General features: G+C 40.0%; 20 protein-coding genes. All 20 read right to left on the reverse strand.

Annotation, left to right across the window (positions count from 1 at the left end):
* Positions 1 to 72 precede the first annotated feature (72 nt).
* Positions 73 to 1,116 carry a recombinase RecA gene (recA, locus tag M3196_RS10545; protein WP_251322244.1) on the reverse strand — a complete coding sequence of 348 codons (1,044 nt, stop codon included), beginning with the start codon at positions 1,114 to 1,116 and terminating at the stop codon, positions 73 to 75.
* Between the two features lie 128 nt (positions 1,117 to 1,244).
* Positions 1,245 to 2,486, reverse strand: a complete 1,242-nt coding sequence (locus M3196_RS10550) for a competence/damage-inducible protein A (protein WP_251322245.1) — start codon at positions 2,484 to 2,486, stop codon at positions 1,245 to 1,247.
* Positions 2,487 to 2,632: 146 nt separating this feature from the next.
* Entirely contained in the window at positions 2,633 to 3,214 is a 582-nt protein-coding gene (pgsA, locus tag M3196_RS10555) for a CDP-diacylglycerol--glycerol-3-phosphate 3-phosphatidyltransferase (RefSeq protein ID WP_251322246.1), read from the reverse strand.
* A 40-nt stretch (positions 3,215 to 3,254) separates the two neighbouring features.
* Positions 3,255 to 4,121 carry a helix-turn-helix domain-containing protein gene (locus M3196_RS10560; protein WP_251322247.1) on the reverse strand — a complete coding sequence of 289 codons (867 nt, stop codon included), beginning with the start codon at positions 4,119 to 4,121 and terminating at the stop codon, positions 3,255 to 3,257.
* 18 nt (positions 4,122 to 4,139) lie between these two features.
* Positions 4,140 to 4,916: a YmfK family protein gene (locus tag M3196_RS10565; protein WP_251322248.1), complete on the reverse strand. Its 777-nt coding sequence runs from the start codon at positions 4,914 to 4,916 to the stop codon at positions 4,140 to 4,142.
* Between the two features lie 134 nt (positions 4,917 to 5,050).
* Positions 5,051 to 5,308: a DUF3243 domain-containing protein gene (locus M3196_RS10570; protein WP_251322250.1), complete on the reverse strand. Its 258-nt coding sequence runs from the start codon at positions 5,306 to 5,308 to the stop codon at positions 5,051 to 5,053.
* A 68-nt stretch (positions 5,309 to 5,376) separates the two neighbouring features.
* The gene (gene ymfI, locus M3196_RS10575; protein WP_251322251.1) at positions 5,377 to 6,120 is read right to left on the reverse strand and encodes an elongation factor P 5-aminopentanone reductase; all 744 of its coding nucleotides are present in this window, start codon (positions 6,118 to 6,120) and stop codon (positions 5,377 to 5,379) included.
* 40 nt (positions 6,121 to 6,160) lie between these two features.
* Entirely contained in the window at positions 6,161 to 7,450 is a 1,290-nt protein-coding gene (gene yfmH, locus M3196_RS10580) for an EF-P 5-aminopentanol modification-associated protein YfmH (RefSeq protein ID WP_251322564.1), read from the reverse strand.
* Positions 7,446 to 8,735 (reverse strand): EF-P 5-aminopentanol modification-associated protein YfmF, encoded by a 1,290-nt coding sequence (yfmF, locus tag M3196_RS10585; protein WP_251322565.1) that lies wholly within the window; start codon positions 8,733 to 8,735, stop codon positions 7,446 to 7,448. Before yfmF ends, yfmH begins: the two co-directional genes overlap by 5 nt.
* Positions 8,736 to 8,859: 124 nt before the next feature.
* Positions 8,860 to 9,822, reverse strand: a complete 963-nt coding sequence (locus tag M3196_RS10590) for an ABC transporter permease (protein ID WP_251322252.1) — start codon at positions 9,820 to 9,822, stop codon at positions 8,860 to 8,862.
* On the reverse strand, positions 9,822 to 10,874 hold the full coding sequence (locus M3196_RS10595) for an ABC transporter permease (RefSeq protein ID WP_251322253.1): 1,053 nt from the start codon (positions 10,872 to 10,874) through the stop codon (positions 9,822 to 9,824). Before M3196_RS10595 ends, M3196_RS10590 begins: the two co-directional genes overlap by 1 nt.
* Positions 10,864 to 12,390, reverse strand: a complete 1,527-nt coding sequence (locus M3196_RS10600; RefSeq protein WP_251322254.1) for an ABC transporter ATP-binding protein — start codon at positions 12,388 to 12,390, stop codon at positions 10,864 to 10,866. Before M3196_RS10600 ends, M3196_RS10595 begins: the two co-directional genes overlap by 11 nt.
* Positions 12,391 to 12,476: 86 nt before the next feature.
* Positions 12,477 to 13,544 carry a BMP family lipoprotein gene (locus tag M3196_RS10605; protein ID WP_251322255.1) on the reverse strand — a complete coding sequence of 356 codons (1,068 nt, stop codon included), beginning with the start codon at positions 13,542 to 13,544 and terminating at the stop codon, positions 12,477 to 12,479.
* Positions 13,545 to 13,630: 86 nt separating this feature from the next.
* Positions 13,631 to 14,356 (reverse strand): GntR family transcriptional regulator, encoded by a 726-nt coding sequence (locus M3196_RS10610; RefSeq protein ID WP_251322256.1) that lies wholly within the window; start codon positions 14,354 to 14,356, stop codon positions 13,631 to 13,633.
* 192 nt (positions 14,357 to 14,548) lie between these two features.
* Positions 14,549 to 16,915 (reverse strand): DNA translocase FtsK, encoded by a 2,367-nt coding sequence (locus tag M3196_RS10615; protein ID WP_251322258.1) that lies wholly within the window; start codon positions 16,913 to 16,915, stop codon positions 14,549 to 14,551.
* Positions 16,916 to 17,039: 124 nt separating this feature from the next.
* Positions 17,040 to 17,249: a YlzJ-like family protein gene (locus M3196_RS10620; protein WP_251322259.1), complete on the reverse strand. Its 210-nt coding sequence runs from the start codon at positions 17,247 to 17,249 to the stop codon at positions 17,040 to 17,042.
* A complete protein-coding gene (locus tag M3196_RS10625) occupies positions 17,246 to 17,998 on the reverse strand; it encodes a ClpP family protease (protein ID WP_251322260.1) in 753 nt (250 codons plus the stop codon). Before M3196_RS10625 ends, M3196_RS10620 begins: the two co-directional genes overlap by 4 nt.
* A gap of 92 nt (positions 17,999 to 18,090) precedes the next feature.
* Entirely contained in the window at positions 18,091 to 19,758 is a 1,668-nt protein-coding gene (locus M3196_RS10630) for a ribonuclease J (RefSeq protein WP_251322261.1), read from the reverse strand.
* Positions 19,759 to 20,019: 261 nt separating this feature from the next.
* Positions 20,020 to 20,889: a 4-hydroxy-tetrahydrodipicolinate synthase gene (gene dapA, locus M3196_RS10635; RefSeq protein ID WP_251322263.1), complete on the reverse strand. Its 870-nt coding sequence runs from the start codon at positions 20,887 to 20,889 to the stop codon at positions 20,020 to 20,022.
* A 12-nt stretch (positions 20,890 to 20,901) separates the two neighbouring features.
* Entirely contained in the window at positions 20,902 to 22,167 is a 1,266-nt protein-coding gene (gene dapG / locus M3196_RS10640) for an aspartate kinase (RefSeq protein WP_251322265.1), read from the reverse strand.
* Positions 22,168 to 22,180 lie beyond the last annotated feature (13 nt).

Here is a 22,180-nt window from a genome sequence, read left to right on the forward strand (position 1 = left end):
TCTGCCTGTATTTGACGAAATTTTGCTCATTTAAAATAAAAAGACCAGTCATTTGACTGGCCTCATTAATTATTATTCTGTCAGCTCGAATTCCTCTGATAAAGCAGGAGCTTCTACCTCTGCTGTTTTTCCTTCTAGCTGATAGTAATTACGGATTTCCGCAACAATTGCCGAAGCAATCTCCGGATTTTCCTTTAAGAATTGCTTAGAGTTTTCACGGCCTTGTCCTAAACGCTCACCTTCATAGGAATACCAAGCACCACTCTTTTGTACAATATCAATCTCTGAACCGATATCCAAAATCTCACCTTGATATGAGATTCCTTCACCGTACATAATATCAACTTCAGCAGTTCTAAACGGAGGAGCAACCTTGTTCTTCACCACTTTAATCTTCGTTTTATTTCCGACAACTTCCTGACCTTGCTTAAGCTGCTCTGCTCTTCGTACCTCTAGACGGACTGAAGAATAGAACTTTAGTGCTCGTCCTCCTGGTGTTGTTTCAGGGTTTCCGAACATAACCCCTACTTTTTCACGAATTTGGTTAATAAATACGGCGATCGTTTTGGACTTGTTAATCGCTCCTGATAGTTTACGCAAAGCTTGAGACATCAATCGAGCTTGCAGACCTACGTGAGAATCTCCCATCTCTCCTTCAATCTCTGCTTTTGGCACAAGCGCGGCAACAGAGTCAATGATTAAAATATCAACTGCACCACTTCGTACGAGTGCTTCAGCGATTTCCAGTGCCTGCTCCCCAGTATCAGGCTGGGACAATAGCAATTCATCGATATTAACACCCAGTTTTTGTGCGTATACAGGATCGAGCGCGTGCTCTGCATCAATAAATGCAGCTTGTCCGCCGTTTCTCTGAACTTCTGCAATCGCATGAAGGGCAACCGTTGTTTTACCTGAAGATTCTGGACCATAAACTTCGATAATTCTCCCGCGCGGGTAACCGCCTATTCCCAGTGCAATATCTAAAGCTATTGAACCGCTGGAAACCGTCGAAACCCTCTGATCTGTTTGTTCCCCTAGTTTCATAATTGAACCTTTACCAAATTGCTTTTCAATTTGACGCAGAGCCATATCTAAAGCCGCTTTTCTATCGCTCATCAAAATTCACTCCTCTAATTTGTATCATCATTTATTTTTAATTCATTAATTCCTGTGTTAACTACTTTTCTATCATATCTCTTTTTTCTCATTTTGCCAATCATTTTGCGAACATTTATTCGATTTTTTTATTGTCCTTCTTTGACCAATTGGTTTAACAAATAAAAACCGTGTTTGACTGTTTTTTCACGGATACTCTTTCTTGTTCCCGCAAGCTTTAAAGAAAAAACCTTCGTTTCTAGCGGCCCGGCAATGCCGACAAATACCGTTCCAACGGGTTTTTCTTCTTGTTGATCTGGTCCTGCTACACCAGTAAAGCTGATTCCATAGTCTGTTTTTGCAAGAATTTTAATATGGTTCGCCATCCATTCAGCACATTCTTCACTGACAACACCATGTTCTTTAATTAATGAATCCGGTACGTTTAGCAATTTTTGCTTTAATTCATTCGAATATGCGATTATACTGCCTTTAAAAACCGCTGACGAACCTGGCAGGTCTGTCAGGATGCTGCCAAATAAACCGCCTGTTAAGCTTTCGGCTGAGGCAACAGTTGCATTACTTTTAAGCAATGAATCCATCGCCTGTTTTTCTAGCGTATCTTCCGCATATCCGTAAAAGTAAGAAGAAGTCCGTTTCACTATTTCAGATTCTGCTCCATCTAACAGTTTCATTGCTATTTCCTTATCTTTGTGGGCAGCTGTCAGCCGTATGGTCACTTCATGTTCAGAGGCAAGAGGTGCGATAGTTGGATTGGTTTGTTTATCGATCAAATCTTGAAGCTTTGTTTCAAGGATCGATTCACCTATCCCAAAAAACTTTAAAACACGCGTATATAACCTTGTTTGAACGTCCATTTTTGTAAGTAAAAATGGCATCGCATACTTTTGAAACATCGGCTTCATCTCGCTTGGCGGACCCGGAAGCAGTAGGCAGACAATGCCGTCGTTCATGAATGCCATACCAGGCGCCATGCCATTTTCGTTCGGAAAAACGGTTGCATCCTTAATAATCAAAGCCTGTTTCTTGTTATTTTCAGTCATCTGTCTGTTTGTTTGTGCAAAATAATGAATTATGTACTTCAGCGAATCTTCATCATGAACTAATTCTTTGTTAAAAACTCTTGCTATCGTTTCTTTTGTCAGATCATCTTTTGTGGGGCCGAGACCTCCGGTGAAAATAAGGAGATTAGATCTGGAAGCTGCTGTTTGAACTGCTGAAGCCAGCCGCTTTTCATTATCTCCGACGACTGTGTGATAAAAAACGTTCACCCCAATGTCAGCTAGATTTTTTGAAATGAATTGAGCGTTTGAATTTACGATTTGTCCCAATAAAAGTTCACTGCCTACAGCAATTATTTCTGCATTCAATCTCGGTCACTCTCCTCATTGTATCTTTCTTTCATTTTAGTTCAAATGCAAAAAACTTCAAAATATAATAAACCAGATTATCTTTTTCAGTTTTTCGCTTAAAGCCGAATAAAAAAACAGGAGTGATTTGCTCCTGTTTTTAACCATTACTTTGATTTTAGTAAAATATGTTTACTGTTTACAAAATACTCCCATCCGGAATAAAGTGTGATAAAAGTTGCCAGCCATAAGCTGATCGTTGCAAACGGGAATCCTACCCATGCAAATGGAAGATTGTGCAGCAATAAAGCTGAGATGGCAATAATCTGGATCCAGGTTTTAATTTTCCCCATCTGGCTTGCCGCAATAACTTCTCCATCTTCAGCAGCAGCCACTGCACGAATACCCGTAACTGCAAATTCGCGGCTTAAAATAATAATAATCATCCATGCAGGTGCTGCACCAAGCTCTACTAAAGCAATGAAAGCTGCAGAAACAAGCAGTTTATCTGCAAGGGGATCTAAAAACTTTCCTAAGTTAGTAACTAAATGATACTTTCTTGCATAATAGCCATCTACCCAGTCCGTACAGGAAGCAATTATGAAGATCAGCGCAGCAACAAAATGAGTAACGGGCAGTTCTTCACCAGCCATCTTCCAAGAACCCCAATCGAACCCGCCCAAAAGAATGATCATAAAAACTGGTATTAAAAATATTCGAGATACTGTAATCTTGTTAGGTAAATTCAATGCAAATTCCTCCAAAATCCGGTCAATATAATAGACTTTATTACTGTGCCTTTTTTATAACGATCTTCTGGTGAACGAGGTCAGAAGGCGGCACAGGATAAGTAAATGGTTCATCATTAATCTTAATAGATGTTACGTGAGATGCACCAATATTTAAAGTTACTTCTTTTGCCGCTGTTAAATCAAACGTTTTTGTTTCCCCATCTTTAACCTGGCTGTCAAAATAACTCTTGCCTGTTTCATCTTGTATACCTACATAACTCGGACCAGTTGCTGTCAGTTCAACAACCAGCTCATTGCCTTCTGACATCTCATATGTCGTTACTTTGCCGGATGTCTGCAGCTTTGTCAATTTTGGTGCCGAAGCTTCCTCTTCTTTTTTTGCTGGTTCTTCGTTTTGTGTCTCTTCTTTTTCTGCTTCTTTGTTAGTTTCTTCTTTCTTTTCCGGTTTGTCCTTATCAGCATCCATTTCTACTGATTTTACATCTTCACCGCTCTTAGCCTGGTCATTTCCTTCAGGAAGCAGCTTCATGACTAGGAACAGCAAAGCGATAATTAAACCTCCGATAAGTAAAATGAGTATTAACCGCTTTAAAAAAGAATTCTCTTCGTTAACGGATGAGCGTTCTCTCTTTGACCGAGGTTCAAATTCCGTTGCAGATTCTTTAACAGCCTTTGGAATCTCATGTGCATATTCATCAAAAATCGTTTCATAGTTCAATCCTACCGCTTCACAGTAATTCTTAATGAATGCTCTTGCATAAAAAGTACCTGGAAGCACATCATAGTTTCCTTCTTCAATCGCAGCTAAATAACGTTTTTGTATCTTTGTTGATGTTTGAAGTTCTTCAAGTGACATTCCTTTTTCTTCACGTTTTCCTTTTAAAAGTTTTCCGAGTTCTGTCAACCTTCCCACCCACTTACGTCATTCTAGATTTCCAAATCCAGTTGGATCTTCTTTTAGAGCTTCATATGTAATTTCTTCATCGCGATGACTTCTCAGCTCGATAATATAATCAAAATCATCTAACGTATATTCAGTATGCTGTATTAAGAGATCAGGGTGTTCTACAACTTTAGCTGCAGGAAGCCTCATGATTTCACGAATCAACTGCCAATGCTTGTCGTTCATATTCCGTGCAGAAACAGCACCGTCGATGATAAATACATGATCTGAATCATATTCATCATCCGCCAGCATATTTCTGACAGTTTGACGCAGCAAAGTAGATGATATGAAGACCCATCTTTTATTCGCACAAACACTAGAAGCTACAATACTTTCTGTTTTCCCAACACGTGGCATTCCTCTGACGCCGATTAATTTATGTCCTTCAACCTTATATAATTCAGCTAAAAAGTCAACCAATATACCAAGCTCATCCCGAATAAATCGAAACGTTTTTTTGTCGTCCGCATCACGTTCAATATATCGGCCATGTCTGACAGCCAGTCTGTCACGCAGCTTAGGTTTGCGAAACTTTGTTACTGTAATGTTATCCATAGATTCCAGTATTGATTTTAACCGGTTGGTTTTCTCATCATTATCAATAATCAGCAGCATTCCACGCCGCTCGTTATCAACACCATTAATCGTAATAATGTTGATGCCCAGCATACCTAACAAGGATGATATATCCCCAAGGAGGCCCGGCCGGTTTTTATGTATTTCATACTCTAAATACCATTCCTGCTCTCCCATGCATTTAGCTCCTTATTCTTCAAAATGAAACAAATTTCTACATTTATTCTTGTAATTAATAATAAATGATTTCAATTTATTATGAAAGCAAAATAAAAGGATGTTAAGAAAAAAATCTTAACATCCTCTCTGCCTTAGCGGTTTCCTTCGTTTTGCACAAGTTTGACCATCATATTAGCGATGGCGTGTCTTTCGTTTTCATCCGCCACATTCCATAGATCGGCAAGAACTTTTTCTTCCTCGTTTTTAGGTTCAACGTGGTTAGCTAAATATCCACCGATTTCTGTCGCTAAATTTGAGATCGTATCGTGGTTCATGCCTTCATGCTCAGCATGATTTAAGCGATCTGCCAAGAAATTTTTCCATTGGCCAAAGTTGTCTAATACAGACATGCTGTCTCCTCCTTAAAGGTTGATACAGCTTTAATATCCCTAACTTCAATCTTTTTTATACATGATTTTTATGTAAACCATGACCCATTTACAGAAAGAATATGACCCGATACATAATTTGACTTATCACTTATTAAAAACTCAACCGCATGAGCAACTTCTTCTGGCTCCCCAAAGCGTCCGGCTGGTATATCTTCGGCTATTTCACGTTTTTCAGATACCGAAAATTGCTCCATCATAGGTGTAGAGATCACTCCAGGAGAAACGCTGTTCACTTGAATGTTGCTCGGAGCAAGCTCTTTTGAAATGGCTTTAACAAACGTATTTAATCCGCCTTTTGCTGCAGAATAGACGGTTTCGCATGCTGCTCCTACTTCTCCCCAGACAGAAGAGATCATGACAATCTTGCCCGATTTTTTTTGTATCATGACTGGTACGAGGGCTTTAGTTAACGAAATAGCACTTGTGAGATTCAGCTGAATCGTACTTTGAATCGATTTTTCGGTAAAATCCGTCAAAAGTCCATAATGAGGTGCTCCGCAATTATAAATGAATACATGCACTGAAGAAGATACTTGGCTTATTAATTTTTCAGTTCCTTCTTCTGAAGAAAGATCAGCTTTAATTGGCACACTTTTTATTTTATAGCTTTTTTCAAGCTCCTCCTGAAGTTTAAATGCACGATCTTCATTTGTATTGTAATGCAAATATATAAAGTACCCTTGTCTTGCGAGCATGTGGCAAATCTTTAAGCCGATGGCACTTGTGGCACCTGTAACGAGCGCAGTTTTCAAAATACGTTCCCTCTTCACTTTAAAAAACATCCTGAAAACAGGATGTTTTTTGATTACATTATGACTTTTTTTTGCGTACTTGGCAAACCGTCATCGCTTCTTTTTTAAAGTGGTTTTGCAGAACTTCTTCTACGTCATTTACCTCTAAGGACTCAAAAACAGGGATAACATCAAAAAGATCCATTTCATTAAAAGCATACCTCGTAAATTGGTTTGCGATGAACTCTGGAGAATTCAAAGACCTAAGAAAAGCTCCGATTTTCTTTTTTCTGGCCCTTTCGAATGAATCCACTGAAACAGATTCTTGTTTAAATTTTTCTACCATTTCAGATACACGGTCTACTAATTCATCCGGTGATTGAGTATCACCCCCAAGCATACTGAAGCCGAATCCATACTCTTCCGTATAATCAAAGGAAAACGTCTGATCGATCAGTCCTTCTTCGTACAGGGCCTCATAATTGGGAGAGCTTTTGCCAAGCATCATTTCTAAAGCCAGATTCACACAAAGCTCATGTCTCATCAGTTCCTTTCCATTACGGTTAGGAGCTGCTTCTTTAAAACCTATATAACACTTCGGGGTTTGAACAGTCATCTCAATTATTTTTTCTGCTTTAGCTACAGAGGAAGGTTCTTTCTCAAAGAATCTTTCGATGTGCGCTTTTTCCTTGAACGTTTTTTGTGACTGATTCTCTCTAACAAAATCAAGAATTTCAGATGCATTAATAGGACCTACTATGAAGAGTATCATGTTACTCGGGTGATAAAAGGTTTCGTAGCATTCATAAAGCGTGTCCTTCGTGATTTCGGCTATTGATTTTTCCGTGCCTGCTATATCGATCTTCACCGGATGATGGTGATACATGTTTTCGATCAGCCCGAAGTAAACTCTCCAATCTGGATTATCATCATACATCCTAATTTCCTGTCCGATTATCCCTTTTTCTTTTTCTACTGTTTTTTCAGTGAAGTACGGCTCCTGCACAAAATCAATCAGGGTCGTTAAATTCTTTTTTACATCACTTGTTGTTGAAAACAAATAAGCTGTTCTGTTGAATGTTGTAAAAGCATTTGCAGAAGCTCCCTGTTTGCTGAAATCCTGAAAGACATCACCATGTTCTTTTTCGAAAAGCTTATGCTCTAAAAAGTGTGCGATTCCATCGGGAACTTTAACTTCTTCATTTTTTCCGAGCGGCTTAAAATGGTTATCTACGGATCCATAATGAGTAGTAAAAGTAGCGTATGTCTTGTTAAAACCTTTCTTTTCGAGCACGTATACTTTTAACCCATTCTCCAGTTCTTCAAAATGCAGCGTTTCATCTAGTTGTTCAAATTCAAATGTTTTAATTCCCATTTGTGCCTGCTCCTTTCAAGAAGAAAATGGTATCCAGAGTAACTTTTTTAGCAACTTCCACAACGTCCTCTTTTGTTACGTTTTTAATGCCTTCTATCCACTCTTCAATGGTCCTGTTCGTTCCGGCAACTACATTGTGGTACAGTACCTCTGAAAGTCCGATCGGATGGTCGATCGTTTCAAGTACCTGGTTGTTGATCATCGCTTTTGTCTGTTCAAATTCAGAATCAGTAATGTTTCCATTTTTAATTTCTTCGTGCTGTTCTTTGATAATTTTTACGGCTTTTTCATAATTTGCCGTTTCAATTCCGCTCATTACGAATACCGCCCCTTTATGACTCTCAAAACGAGAAGCGGCATAATAAGCGAGGCTCTCTTTTTCTCGAACATTGATAAAGAGTTTAGAGTGAGAAAACCCTCCAAATACGCCATTAAAAACTTGAAGCGCAAAATAATCATCGTCGCTGTATGTGGAATACGTACGGTATCCCATATGAAGTTTTCCTTGCTGTACATCCTGTTCTTCAAAAATCTCTTTAACTTCAGAAATCCTCTTCTCATCTTTGGTTCGATTATTTGAAACTTTATCCCCGCTGCGGTTTTCCGGAAAACGAAAGTGCTCCTTAACCTTTTCGACCATTTCACTCGCAGAAATATCACCGATCACATACAGATCAAGTTTGTCGTTCCTTATAACTTCCTGATAATAATCGAATAATTCTTTTGAAGTAATAGCATCAACTTCGTTCTCATTGCCGTAGACGTTTAACCGGTATGGTTCTGTTTCATACATTTCTTCCAGCAATCGTTTGTTTGCATAGCGCATCTTATCATCGTAGATCGATTCGATCTGCTGTTTTAAACTGCGCTTTTCTTTTTTGATGATATTCTCTTTAAATACACCATTCTCAAGAGCAGGTGCCAGCAAGACTTGTGAAAGCAGATGAAACGCTTTATCCAAAACAGGTTCTGAATTAGACAAAAACTTTTCATTCGCTACTTCCATTCGGATACTGATTACCTGATTCTCACCTTTCTTTGAAAGATCTGCGTGAAGTGTTGCTCCATAAAGATCATCCAAAGCACTTCTTAATTCTTTGCTCGAAGGAAAATCCTTTGTACCGCTTTGAAGTACAAAAGAAAGCAATGCTCTTTTTGTTACGTTTTTTTCATCAATAGCTTCTTTTATCTGAAGGATAAAAGATGTGGTTTTATACTTTTTTGTTTCTATCGTATGTACGGTTATACCATGCAGATCGGTTTTTTCATGGTTTACAATTCCCATCGGATAAATGCCCCTTTCATGATTGCCTACATCCTAGTTTACCCATTTTCTATACTCAGCATGACATTCCTTCTTTCAAATAAAAAAAAGTCCGCCAGTCGGCGAACTTTTAGAGCGTTTATCTTTTTCCTTTTTCGTATGGAGTTCCTAGTGCCTTCGGTGCATCTGCACGTCCTACCAGCCCAGCTAAAGCCAATATAGTCAGTACATAAGGTGCAATCAATAAAAATACCTTCGGGATATCCTGTAAAAAAGGAATGTGTGAACCAGAAATACTGATCGCTTGCGCTAATCCAAAGAACAAAGCAGCTCCTAAAGCACCAAGCGGATGCCACTTTCCGAAAATCATGGCTGCAAGAGCCATAAAGCCTTGTCCTGTAATCGTAGAATGCGTGAAGTTTCCTGAGATCGAAGCAACATATACTGCTCCCCCAAGACCTGCAAGTGCTCCGCTTAATAACACCCCGATATAACGGATTTTTGGCACGTTTATTCCCATTGTATCAGCAGCCATTGGATGCTCACCAACAGAACGAAGACGCAGTCCAAAAGGTGTTTTGTACAATACATACCAGACTATAACAGCTACAAATACGGCTACATATGACGTCAGGTAAGCATTGGAGAAGAACAGTTTACCTAATAATGGAATATCAGATAAGAAAGGAATATCACTCTTCGAGATTCTTTGAGAAATTACAGGAGTTTGTCCCGCATTAAAAATTTTCTTAGTTAAAAAGATGGCAAGTCCTGCTGCCAAAAAGTTTAAGGCTACACCAGATACGACTTGATCGGCTTTTAGCGTAATACTTGCCAGTGCATGAATAGAAGCAAGCATAGCTCCTACAATCATTGCCACAAGAAAACTAACCCAAGGGGACGCGCCGCCTAATCCGAGCTGTTCACCGTAATAGATTGTTACAGCTCCTGTAAAAGCACCAAACAGCATCAAACCTTCTAAACCGATATTTACTACACCTGAACGCTCACTGAACACACCGCCCAAAGCAGTAAAAATCAGCGGAGCTGCCGAAACAATAGCAGCAGGGACAATCAATGCTAGAATATCCATAAAGCTCATTAGATTTTACCCCCTTTGCTCACACGGTTCATCAGCCAGTGAACGATATAACTGCATGCAACAAAGAAGATGATGAGGGCGATAACGACTCCAACTAGTTCAGTTGGAACACCCGCTATAGACTGCATGTTTAATGCACCGATCTTTAATCCTCCAAATAATGCAGCAGCTAATACTACTCCGATTGCACTGTTTGCTCCTAAAAGAGCTACTGCGATTCCGTCAAAACCTACACCAGTAAATGCCGCGTTAATCGTCATATACTGATAAGTACCAAGACCTTCCATGCTGCCAGCAATTCCAGCGAAAGCACCAGAAATGGCCATTGATAACACGATATTTTTTGATACATTGATACCTGCATACTGAGAAGCATGCTGGTTGAATCCTACTGCACGGAGCTCATAGCCCATTGTCGTTCTCCAAAGCAGGAACCACATGATCACAGCTGCAATTAATGCAACTATAATTCCGTAATGCAATGTTGAATATTCGGTAATGCTTTGCAAAAATGGTGAAGCAAGTGAGGCTGTCTCTTTAACATTCTCAGTACGTTCACCTGGAGCTAGCATGTAGTTACGAATAATTTCATTTGTGCTGTAAAGGGCAATATAGTTCATCATGATTGTTGTAATTACCTCATGAACTTTAAATCTGGCTTTTAAAATACCAGGTACTGCTCCCCATAATGCTCCAGCAACTCCTGCTGCCAATATTGCGAGCGGAATGTGAACAATAGCTGGTGCATCTACGAAAACACCAACATATACGGCCGCAAGCCAACCTACTAAAAGCTGGCCCTCAACACCGATATTGAATAATCCTGTACGGAATGCGAAAGCAACTGCCAGACCAGAAAGAATAAGAGGTGACATTTGTCTGACTGTTTCACCGATATAGTACGGGCCGCCAACCATTCCCTCGAATAAAGCGGCATAAGCTTCAATCGGTCTATACCCACTGACAAGCATGATGATTCCGCCAATTAACAAGCCGAAGAATACAGAAACAAGAGGCACAAGGAGCTTCATCTTATTATTTTTATTCTGCATTTACAGTACCCCTCTTTCCGCCAGCCATCAATAAACCTAGCTCTTGTTCGGTTGTTTCCTTCGGATCGACAACGGCGACGATCTTGCCTTCATACATGACCGCTATTCTATCACTTACATTGATGATTTCATCTAGTTCGAACGATACTAGCAATACGGCTTTTCCTTTATCCCTCTGCTCAATAAGCTTTGAATGGATAAATTCAATGGCACCAACATCCAGACCTCGTGTAGGCTGTGCAGCAATAAGAAAGTCCGGATCACGGTCTACTTCCCGTGCGATGATGGCTTTTTGCTGATTACCGCCTGATAATGCCCGGGCAGGTGTATAAGCATCAGGTGTACGTACATCATACTCTGAGATCAGCTTATTAGCTTTTTCAAATATTGGCGAAAATTTCAGAATTCCGTTTTTAGAGTATGGCTTTTGATAATAAGTTTGAAGAACCATGTTCTCTCCAACTGAAAAGTCTAAAACAAGGCCATGCTTATGACGGTCTTGCGGTATATGTGCAAGTCCGCTTGCTGTAACGCTTCTAGGTGTTTTATTTGTAATATCTTTATCTCTTAACTGGATCGTACCTTCATTCGCCTTGCGAAGTCCGGTGATCGCTTCGAGCAGCTCTGACTGTCCGTTGCCGTCAACCCCTGCTATTCCAACTATTTCACCTGCTTTAACGGTCAGGTTCAATCCGTTTACAGCAGCAACTTTCCGGCTGTCTAATACAACAAGATCTTTTATTGTTAATACAGGTTCTTTTGGTTCTGAAACGCCTTTAACGACTGTAAAATTAACTTCACGTCCTACCATCATCGCTGCAAGTGAATCAGGATTAGAATCTTTTACATCAACTGTACCAACGCTTCTTCCTCTTCTAATAACCGTACATCGGTCACACACTTCCATAATTTCTTTCAGCTTATGTGTGATAAGAATGATTGATTTGCCTTCACTGACTAATTTCCTCATGATCTGAATAAGTTCCAAAATTTCCTGAGGAGTTAACACTGCAGTTGGTTCATCAAAGATTAAAATGTCCGCTCCTCTGTAAAGCGTCTTTAATATCTCTACACGCTGCTGCATTCCTACTGATATGTCTTCAATCTTTGCAAATGGATCAACACGAAGTCCATATTGGTCGGAAAGTGCTTTAACTTCTTTTGCAGCCGTTTGCAAATCTACTTTTCCGCCTTTGACAGGCTCTTTTCCAAGAATAATATTCTCTGTAACCGTAAATTTATCAACGAGCATAAAGTGCTGATGAACCATCCCAATACCAAGCGAATTTGCAATATTCGGATCATTGTTCACCACTTTATTACCTTTAACATAAATTTCACCTTGCTCAGGCTCATAAAGACCGAACAAAACATTCATTAACGTTGATTTTCCCGCTCCGTTTTCTCCAAGAAGGGCATGTATTTCACCTTTTTTCACTTGAAGTGTGATATCGTCATTTGCTACGATACCAGGAAATTCTTTACGGATATTCCGCATTTCAATTACATATTCCATTTTTTGCTGTCCCCCCTTTTTTGTACATAAGGAAGGACTTGGCTAATGCCAAGTCCTGGCCAGTTATTTAGATAGTTTGATAGAGTTTACTTTAAGTTTTTTACGAACTCTTCGAACTCAGCATCTGTCTTAGGAACTTTCACTTCGCCAGCGATGATCTTTTTCTTGAAATCTTCAACTGATTTAAGCGCATCTTCTTTAACGTTTTCCTGAGTTGGAGCAATTCCTACTCCATCTTGTTTAAGACCGAATTCTACAATTTTTCCACCTGGGAATTTGCCTGCTGCTGTTTGCTCAGAAACTTCATAAACCGCTTGGTCTACGCGTTTAACCATTGAAGTAAGTGTTACGTTCTCTGGCATACCTTCTTCGTGCTGGTCACGGTCAACACCGATTACCCAAACATCTTCACCGTTCTTTTTACGGTTTTTCGCTTCTGTGAACACACCCATTCCAGTTCCGCCAGCTGCATGATAGATGATGTCAGCGCCTTGCTCATAGAACGTGTTTGCAATCTGCTGACCTTTTTCAGCTTTGTTGAAGTCTTCTGCGTATTGAACTAAAATTTCAGCATCAGGATTTGCTGTTTTAACACCAGCTTTAAATCCGTTTTCAAACTTTTTAATAAGCTCACTGTTTACTCCGCCCACAAAACCTACTTTATTAGATGTTGTCTGCATACCTGCAATTAATCCAACTAAGAAAGATCCTTCATGCTCTGAGAAAGTGATGTTTGCTACGTTGTCACCTTTAACTACCATGTCAACGATTGCAAGCTTTGCATCAGGCTGCTGCTTTGCAACTGTTTCTACATCTGTTCCCATCAAGAAACCGATTCCGAATACAAGATCATACTTTTGACGGATTAAAGAGTTTAAGTTTGGCTTATAATCACTTTGAGCTGTAGATTGCAAATACTTGTAGCCTTTGCCTTCTTCTAAGCTGTTATCTTTTCCGAATTTCGTTAACCCTTCCCAAGCTGACTGGTTGAATGATTTATCATCTACTCCGCCAGTATCTGTTACCATAGCTACTTTAAAATCTTTTTTAGCATCTCCGCCTGATGATTTCCCATCATCAGAATTTCCGCATCCTGCTAGAATAGTACCGGCAGTCAACATTGCAGTTACCACTAATCCTAATTTCTTTTTCAAGTCATTCTCCCCCTAAAAATGTTTTCATTTTTTATGACTGTACCCAGCTGCAATAATGTACCGATCACCCCCTAAAAAAACTTAGATTAAAAACGCTTTCTTAATACCGAAAAGAGAAATTTATCTGATCTAAAGTAATTGCAAGAGTAGAGTACTGGTTCATCGTATTGATCATAGTGCATCTGTTTTAAAATCAGCAGCGGCACTCCTTCGTCACTCTCCAGAATTTCAGAAATTCTCTCATGATAGCCGATGGGCTCAATATTTGTAACCGCATACATAACGCGTCTACCCGTTTCTTTTTCCAGCATTTCTAAAAATGATTCATAGTCGTGAAGTCCCTTTGCCGGAAACAAATGTGCAGGCATATGGTCCTTACAGAAAACTACCGGTTCTGCATCTGCCGTTCGGACACGTTCCATCATCATAAGACCGTCTGGCAGAGAATTATTAAATTTATTAAGAAGTTCTTCTGTTACATCTGTAGTTTGCGATGAAAGAAAAATTGTGCCAGCTTTCTTTCCGCCTCTTTCTATCATATCGGTCACACTGTACAGTTCTTCAATACCTGAGGAAAATAGAGCGCGTGTTCTTACGAATGTGCCTACACCGTGTTTACGGATGAGGACGTTTTCATCTTCTAAAATACGAAGTGCTTCACGCAATGTCGCACGGCTAATGCCAAGCTGTTTAGAAAGTTCAAATTCGGAAGGTAGTTTTTCTCCCTCTTTATAGATTCCTTCTTCAATATCTTTTTTTAACTTTTCAATCACTTTTATATATAACAAGCGATGGTCAACTTTTATAGTCATTTTATAAAACCACCTTAACTAGTTGTTCGACGTATGACAAATTATCAGTAGAATCGACATTAATATACCATTTTTAATTCTATAAATAAATACTATTTTTACAAATTTTTAATGGGTGTTATTTTTATTTTCCATTTTTTCAAAAGGTTGGGAAATTTCATATAAAAAAACGGGCAATAAAAGCCCGTTTTTTTATGAACTTGAAGCTTCTTTTTCTTCAGGCATTGCAGATATCAGAACTTCTCGCGGTTTTGATCCTTCATAAGGTCCTACGATTCCTTTTGACTCCATCGTGTCAATCAATCTTGCCGCTCTGGAGTATCCAATCCTGAACCTTCTTTGCAGCATCGAGACCGACGCCGTCTGCATATCGACAACAAGTTTAACTGCATCAGAAAACAGATCATCCTCTGATTCCATAACAGCAGGTTCAGCTTCTTCTGTAGGAATCATTTCCTTTTGATACTGAGCTTTTTGCTGACTTACACAATGGTCAACAATCGTTTCAACTTCCTCATCTGAAAGAAAAGCTCCCTGCACACGTACAGGCTTTGATGCACCTGAAGGGAAGAAAAGCATGTCTCCTCTGCCCAGCAGTTTTTCAGCACCACCCATATCCAGAATCGTTCTTGAATCTGTTTGTGAAGATACACTGAAGGCAATCCTCGAAGGAATATTGGCTTTAATTACTCCTGTAATAACATCCACTGACGGTCTTTGTGTAGCGATGATCAGATGGATGCCTGCAGCACGTGCCATTTGAGCTAGACGTGTGATAGCATCTTCCACATCGCCTGATGCAACCATCATCAAATCAGCAAGCTCATCTACAATAACAACAATGTAAGGTAAAAATGGCTGTTTTGCGTCACTCTTTCCATTCTGCTTTCTAATCGATTCATTGTAGCCTTCAATATTACGTGTACCGCTATGAGAGAATAATTCATATCTTCTTTCCATCTCTGAAACCACTCTTTTAAGGGCTTGAGCAGCTTTTTTAGGCTCTGTAACAACAGGGGCTAACAGGTGAGGAATCCCGTTGTACATATTTAGCTCGACCATTTTAGGATCGATCATCATCATTTTTACTTCGTGTGGTTTAGCCCGCATAAGAATACTTGTTATTATGCCGTTAACACATACGCTTTTACCGCTGCCAGTTGCACCTGCTACAAGTAGGTGAGGCATCTTGGCCAGATCCGCAATAATAGGCTCACCCGAAATATCTCTTCCAAGCCCGATTGAAAGCGGTGACTTCTGTCCCGAAAACTGAGGAGCCTCCAGCACTTCCCGTAAAGTAACCATTGAGATCTCACCATTTGGCACTTCAATTCCAACTGCCGATTTTCCTGGTATGGGTGCTTCAATCCTAATATCCTTCGCAGCAAGCGCCAATGCCAAGTCATCTGTTAAATTCACGATTTTGCTTACTTTCACCCCAACATCCGGATAAACTTCGTATTTTGTAACAGCAGGTCCTAAGTGAACCTTTAGAACCTTTGCTTTAACACCAAAACTCTCAAATGTTTTTTCAAGTTTTTTAGCATTGCTTTTACTCGCAGCATACTGCTTTTCCTTATGCTGCCCGCTGTTTTTGGGAGTTCGCAGGTGCTTCATGGATGGAAGCTGATAATGTTCATTCTGAATAACCTCATCACCAAAGTTTGCAGGAAGAGGTGACGCGGCCGGACCACTTTCTGCTTTTTCTGTGTTTTGTTTTTTCGCAGCTTCATCGGCATCATTGAAGCTTTGTGAACCGAATTTTAATTGGACACCACTCTCTGTATGATGAACACGTTTTGTAAAATCCTCGATTACCGGTTCCTCTGCTATGATGATCTCTTCAGTCTCTTCTTCATCATCAATATCCTCAGAAGGCGGCTTTAATTTCTTTTTTTCATTTGATTTCTTGGAACGTTCTGCAGCCATTGCATTTTTCTTTTCCAGAAGATACTCTTTTAATCTTGCCGTTGTTTCGTTTGTCCCCGAAACTATTTTCTGGACAACAACAGATAATGATTTCCCTGTTATTAGAAGCAGACTTCCAATAATTAAAAAGAAGATAACAAGTTTAGTACCGCCAGCTCCAAATAAGAAATAAAATAGTGCAAAACCAATAGAACCTATGATTCCGCCGCCTAGATCATCTGTGGATGTTGAGCCCTGCAGCTGCAGCCAATACAGGTCCCAAGTATTTCTTATTACAGATGCATCCTTCCAGTCTCCCCCATTTGTTAAATGTTCAAAAAGCGTTAAATGACTTAATACGAGAAACGAAAAAAACAGGATATAAATCCCGGATAATCTTTTTGAAATTAAAACCGGCCAGCTTCGTTTCCATATTAGGTAAAACGATAAAAGTATACAAGCAAGCAATAATATCCCGTACCATTCGCCGCTAAAAAAACGTAATAGATGGACGAATGCCATACCGACATTCCCCATTTTGGCAAGACCTAAAGAAGCAAGCGCCAATAAAGAAAGCCCTGCAATCTCATATGTTAATTGTTCTTTCCATCTGCCGTTATTTTTAGCTTTCTTTTTTTTGTTTTTTGCCACTGGATTCACCTCACAACCATGCTGATTTTTCTTTTATGTATGTATGCAAAAAAAGGAAAGAAAAGCAGCCCTGCAAAAGAAAGGCTGCTCAAATTTAGTATAGCATAATTCTTTAGATGACTAATTAAAAGTTACGCAGCGTCATTCCTGGCTGACAGTCTTCTAATAAATAATGAGAAGGGTCTGTACTCATGATCTGAACGATTCTTGTTTCATCTCCAACACGCTCCACAAGAACTGGAACATCATTGTAAAGTATTACATTCTGCAAAGTTGTTTCGTTTCCTTCTTGTGGAAACATCAATTCGTAAGGCTGCATGGTATACCATATCATTGCTTTATACCATTGCTTTCAATATTTTTATGTTCGTCGATTAATTCGTTCAGTTTTTTTATAGCCTGCCCAAGACCCCCCACTTCATTTATAAGGCCATCCTTAACGGCATCCGTACCTATCACATTTGTTCCGATATCTCTCGTTAGATTCCCTTTAGAAAACATAAGCTCTTTAAAGCGTTCCTCACTGATTTCCGAATGGCTTGTTACAAACGAAATAACCCTTTCTTGCATTTTATCCAGATATTCAAAGGTTTGCGGTACTCCAATAACAAGTCCAGTCAGTCTTACAGGATGTATGGTCATCGTGGCAGTTGGAACGATAAATGAATACTTTGCGCTTACAGCGATTGGAACGCCGATAGAATGTCCGCCCCCTAATACTAGGGAAACACTTGGTTTTGACAAGGAAGCGATCATTTCTGATATGGCAAGACCCGCTTCCACATCTCCGCCCACTGTATTCAAAATAACCAGCAATCCTTCAATCTTATGATTTTGTTCGATCGCAACGAGCTGCGGAATTAAATGCTCATACTTCGTTGCTTTGTTATTCGGAGGCAGCTGCATATGTCCCTCAATCTGCCCTACGATCGTTAAACAATGGATGCTCGAACCTTCCATCGTCGGTACGTTTGTTTGTCCTAATGACTGGATCTTTTGAATCAGTCCAGAGCTGTTATCATCTGTTTTCTTAGGAGCCGGAGCATCCGGATTCGGTGTTTCTGTTTCAGGTGTTTGGTCCATAGTTTCTACCCCTTCTCTGTTAGTTCTTCTTAGTATGGGCGTTATTTCCAAACGTATGAGAGAAAATAAAAAAAACCCGCTGCAGGAGCGGGTTAAATTTCCATAATAATCGGCATGATCATTGGTCTTCTTTTTGTTTTCTCAAAAAGATACTGACTTAAAGTATCTCTTACATTTGATTTTAAGCTTGACCATTCTTTCATGTTTTCGTTCATGCACTTTTCGAGTACTTCACGCACTTTTGTATTCGCTTCCTGAAGTAAGGCTTCACTTTCACGGACATAAACAAATCCACGGGAGATAATTTCCGGTCCTGAAATCAACTGGTGAGAATCCTTGCTTATCGTTACAACTACAACTAATATCCCGTCTTGTGACAGCAATTTGCGGTCGCGCAGAACGATATTTCCAATGTCACCCACTCCGAGACCATCGACCAGAACATTCCCTGACGGAACTTTCCCTGTCTTTTGTGCCTGTCCATTCGCAAACTCCACAACCTCACCTTTATCAATGATAAAGATGTTATCCTTTTCTACCCCAACTTCTACAGCTAGTTTTTGATGGGCTTTTTGCATTTTATACTCACCATGAACAGGGATAAAGTATTTCGGTTTCATCATACTCAGCATAAACTTAAGCTCTTCTGCACTTCCATGACCTGAAACATGGACTTTTTTCTGTCCAAAGATCACATCTGCACCCGTTCTCATCAGCTTGTCGACCATTTTCGCAACCGAAGTCTCATTGCCAGGTATCGGGGTAGCGGCAATGACAACTGTATCTGAAGGACGCAATGCAATCTGTTTATGAGATTTTTGAGCCATTCTGGACAGAGCAGCCATAGACTCACCCTGGCTTCCTGTAGTTAGAATAACAACTCTGTCATCACTGTAATCGTTTGCTTGATCGATTGAAATCAGCAGATCTTTTTCAATATTCAAGTACCCAAGCTGAGAAGCGATGTCTACAACTTTCACCATGCTTCTTCCGTTCACGGCTACTTTTCTGTTTGTTTTCGCCGCTGCATTCATTACTTGCTGTACCCGGTGTACATTTGATGCAAAGGAAGCAATTATGATTCGGCCTTTTGCCACTTGAAACACATCCAGAATCTCATGGCCTACTTGTGCTTCTGGACCCGTTGAGCCTGGCCGTTCTGCGTTGGTACTGTCTGAAAGCAGACAAAGCACCCCTTCTTCCGCAAGAGCTGAAATCTTTCCGAATTCCGTGTGCTGCCCATCAATAGGAGTGTGATCAATTTTAAAATCACCAGTATTTGCAATGATTCCCTGTGACGTGTGAATTGCAATACCTACTGCATCTGGAATACTGTGGTTAACATGAAAAAAGCTCACTTTTGCGCTGTTAAATGATAATTTCTGGTTTGTTTCTATTAAATTCAGTTCGGTTGAACGCAATAATCCTGCTTCTTTTAATTTTGCTTCAACAAGCCCTAAAGTTAGTCGAGTGCCATAGACAGGTACCGGGACTTGTCTTAAAACATAAGGAAGTCCGCCGATATGATCTTCATGGGCATGGGTCAGAAAAATTCCTGTTACACGTTCAAGGTTCTCCTTTAAGTAAGTCACATCCGGTATGACAATATCAATTCCGAGCATTTCCTCTTTCGGGAACATTAGACCGGAGTCCATAACAAAAATTTCTTCACCCGTATCCACTACATACATGTTTTTGCCGATCTCACCTACTCCGCCCAGGGCAAAAACCTTTATTTTATCTCTATTTTGTTTTGACAATGTGTATATTCCTCCTAAGTTGTATGTAAAAAAATAATCCCGATCACGTCACTTACAAACATTATACCGTATCAGAGGAATACAAAACAAGACTGAGCGAATGACAAATAAAAATAAAGAAAACGCGGCTGTCGAAAAGCCCATATCCGTCAGCCTTAGTTGTGCTTATACTTTATTCCTGATCTTCATCGTTGATCTATGAGTGATAAAGTTAAACTCTTTTTTAGTAAAAAAAACAAACCGGAAACCCGGTTTGCTTCTTTATATTTCACTTAAACATGCAGAAAGTGCTGATCTTTCAGCTTGATTTAGGGGCAATAAAGGAAGTCTGACCCCGCCAACATCAAGTCCCTTTAATTGTAAAGCTGTCTTTACAGGAGCCGGACTTGGCGCTTTAAACAACTCATTCATAACAGGAAGAAGTTTTCGGTGAAGACGTGCCGCTTCTTTGTTCTCCCCATTATGAAAGGCTTGGATCATAGCTTGCATTTCATTTCCTATTACATGTGAAGCTACTGATACGATCCCTGCACTCCCGACCGCAAGAGATGGAAGTGTTAACCCGTCATCTCCGCTGTACAGCAAAAAGTCATCAGGCGTTTTTTCAATGATTTCACTCATCGTATCTAAGTTGCCGCCTGCATCTTTTAAAGCGACAATGTTAGGTATTTCAGATAATCGAACAACCGTGTCTACTGACGTGGAAACAATGGTTCTGCCCGGTACATTATAAGCCATGATAGGCAGTCTGACTGCCTCTGCTATAGCTTTATAATGGGCGATGATTCCTTCCTGGCTGGGCTTATTGTAATAAGGTGTTACGATCAAGAGGGCATCGACGCCAATTTCTTCAGCTTTTTTCGAAAGATCAATTGACGCCTTTGTATTGTTGCTCCCTGTACCAGCAATAACCGGAACTTTTCCATCAACTACTTTAACAACATGTTTGAACAGTGCTATTTTTTCTTCAGTTGTCAAAGTAGGTGACTCACCTGTAGTACCTGATACTACTAAGCTCTCCGTTCCATTATTGATCAGATGGTTTATAAGTTTTGTTGTTTTGGAAAAATCAACATTTCCTTTACTGTCAAAAGGTGTGACCATCGCGGTACTAATACTTCCAAAATTCATTTCGTTCACTCCTCAATACTCATTAAACTGCTGCTGTACAATTTCTTGCAAGTTGGTAGAAATCCCTTCTTCATTTAAGCGAAACGTGGTATGAAGAGCATTAACTGATTCAATTAAATCTTCTTTTCTTACTAATACCCAGATGGTAGTATGGGAGTCTGCGGACTGCAGAATCTGAATATTTCTGCTTGAAAGTGATTCCACAATTGCAGCTGTTACGCCTGGGGTGCCTGCGATACCGGCACCTACTGCTGAAACTTTTGCACAGTTCCTTGTCACTTCAGGTTCATATCCTATTTCTTTTAATTTTGCCAATGCTTGATCTGTCTTATCTTCCATGATCGTGTAAACAACACCTTTAGGAGAGATGTTAATAAAATCGACAGAAATCTGTTCTTGTGCCATCGCCTTAAAAACTTTTGTCTGCAGGTCATATTGGCCGTCATTAGCATACACTTTAATCTGTGTAATGTTTGATACATGTGCGATCCCTGTAATGATAGACTCTTGTACGTCTTTACCTGCTGGTCCTTTTAATGAAGAAGTTACAAGTGTTCCAGGAAGGTCTGAATACGTAGAACGGATTCGAAGCGGAATTTTGGCCTGCATCGCAATCTCAACCGCTCTCGGATGAATGACTTTAGCACCTTGATAAGCCATATTGCAGATCTCTGCATATGTCACCACTGAGAGAGGCCGTGCATCTTTTACAAGTCTTGGATCAGCAGTCATTACCCCTTCTACATCTGTAAAGATGTCAATAAACTCTGCCTGAAGTGCGGCTCCAAGGGCAGATGCGCTCGTATCGCTGCCGCCTCGTCCAAGTGTAGCTATATCCCCGCTTTTAGACTGGCCTTGAAAACCGGCAACAACTACTACTGAGTGATTTTCAAGCTCTGATTTAATACGCTCGCATTTCATATCTATAATTCTTGCGTTTGAAAAATCGTCATTTGTTCTGAATCCGGCTTGAGGACCTGTCAGAGCAGCTGCTGGTAATCCAGAAGCATTAAGCAGACCTGAAAATACGACCGAAGAAATAATTTCTCCGCAAGATAAAAGAAGATCCTGTTCCCGGTTTGATATTTTATTCTTTTCACCTAAAAGGCTCAGCAATGTATCAGTTGCGTACGGATCGCCAAACCTTCCCATAGCAGAAACGACGCAAACTACTTTATACCCTTCAGCCACAGCTTTTTGAATATGACGAACGGCTTCAAGACGCCCTGTTTCTTCTTTTAGAGAAGTTCCCCCAAATTTTTGAACGATAATCTTCATGAATGCACCTTCT

Origin of the sequence: Fictibacillus nanhaiensis, assembly GCF_023715445.1 — a bacterium.
GTDB classification, from domain to species: Bacteria; Bacillota; Bacilli; order Bacillales; family Fictibacillaceae; genus Fictibacillus; species Fictibacillus nanhaiensis_D.

Coding starts and splice junctions, on each gene's coding strand:
- M3196_RS10570 (WP_251322250.1), bottom strand. CDS start 5,308: ATGTCTGTATTAGACAACTTTGGCCAATGGAAAAATTTCTTGGCAGAT.
- dapA (WP_251322263.1), bottom strand. CDS start 20,889: ATGAATTTTGGAAGTATTAGTACCGCGATGGTCACACCTTTTGACAGT.
- M3196_RS10590 (WP_251322252.1), bottom strand. CDS start 9,822: ATGAGCTTTATGGATATTCTAGCATTGATTGTCCCTGCTGCTATTGTT.
- M3196_RS10610 (WP_251322256.1), bottom strand. CDS start 14,356: ATGACTATAAAAGTTGACCATCGCTTGTTATATATAAAAGTGATTGAA.
- recA (WP_251322244.1), bottom strand. CDS start 1,116: ATGAGCGATAGAAAAGCGGCTTTAGATATGGCTCTGCGTCAAATTGAA.
- M3196_RS10595 (WP_251322253.1), bottom strand. CDS start 10,874: ATGCAGAATAAAAATAATAAGATGAAGCTCCTTGTGCCTCTTGTTTCT.
- M3196_RS10625 (WP_251322260.1), bottom strand. CDS start 17,998: ATGGACCAAACACCTGAAACAGAAACACCGAATCCGGATGCTCCGGCT.
- M3196_RS10600 (WP_251322254.1), bottom strand. CDS start 12,390: ATGGAATATGTAATTGAAATGCGGAATATCCGTAAAGAATTTCCTGGT.
- dapG (WP_251322265.1), bottom strand. CDS start 22,167: ATGAAGATTATCGTTCAAAAATTTGGGGGAACTTCTCTAAAAGAAGAA.
- M3196_RS10620 (WP_251322259.1), bottom strand. CDS start 17,249: ATGATATGGTATACCATGCAGCCTTACGAATTGATGTTTCCACAAGAA.
- M3196_RS10565 (WP_251322248.1), bottom strand. CDS start 4,916: ATGGGAGAGCAGGAATGGTATTTAGAGTATGAAATACATAAAAACCGG.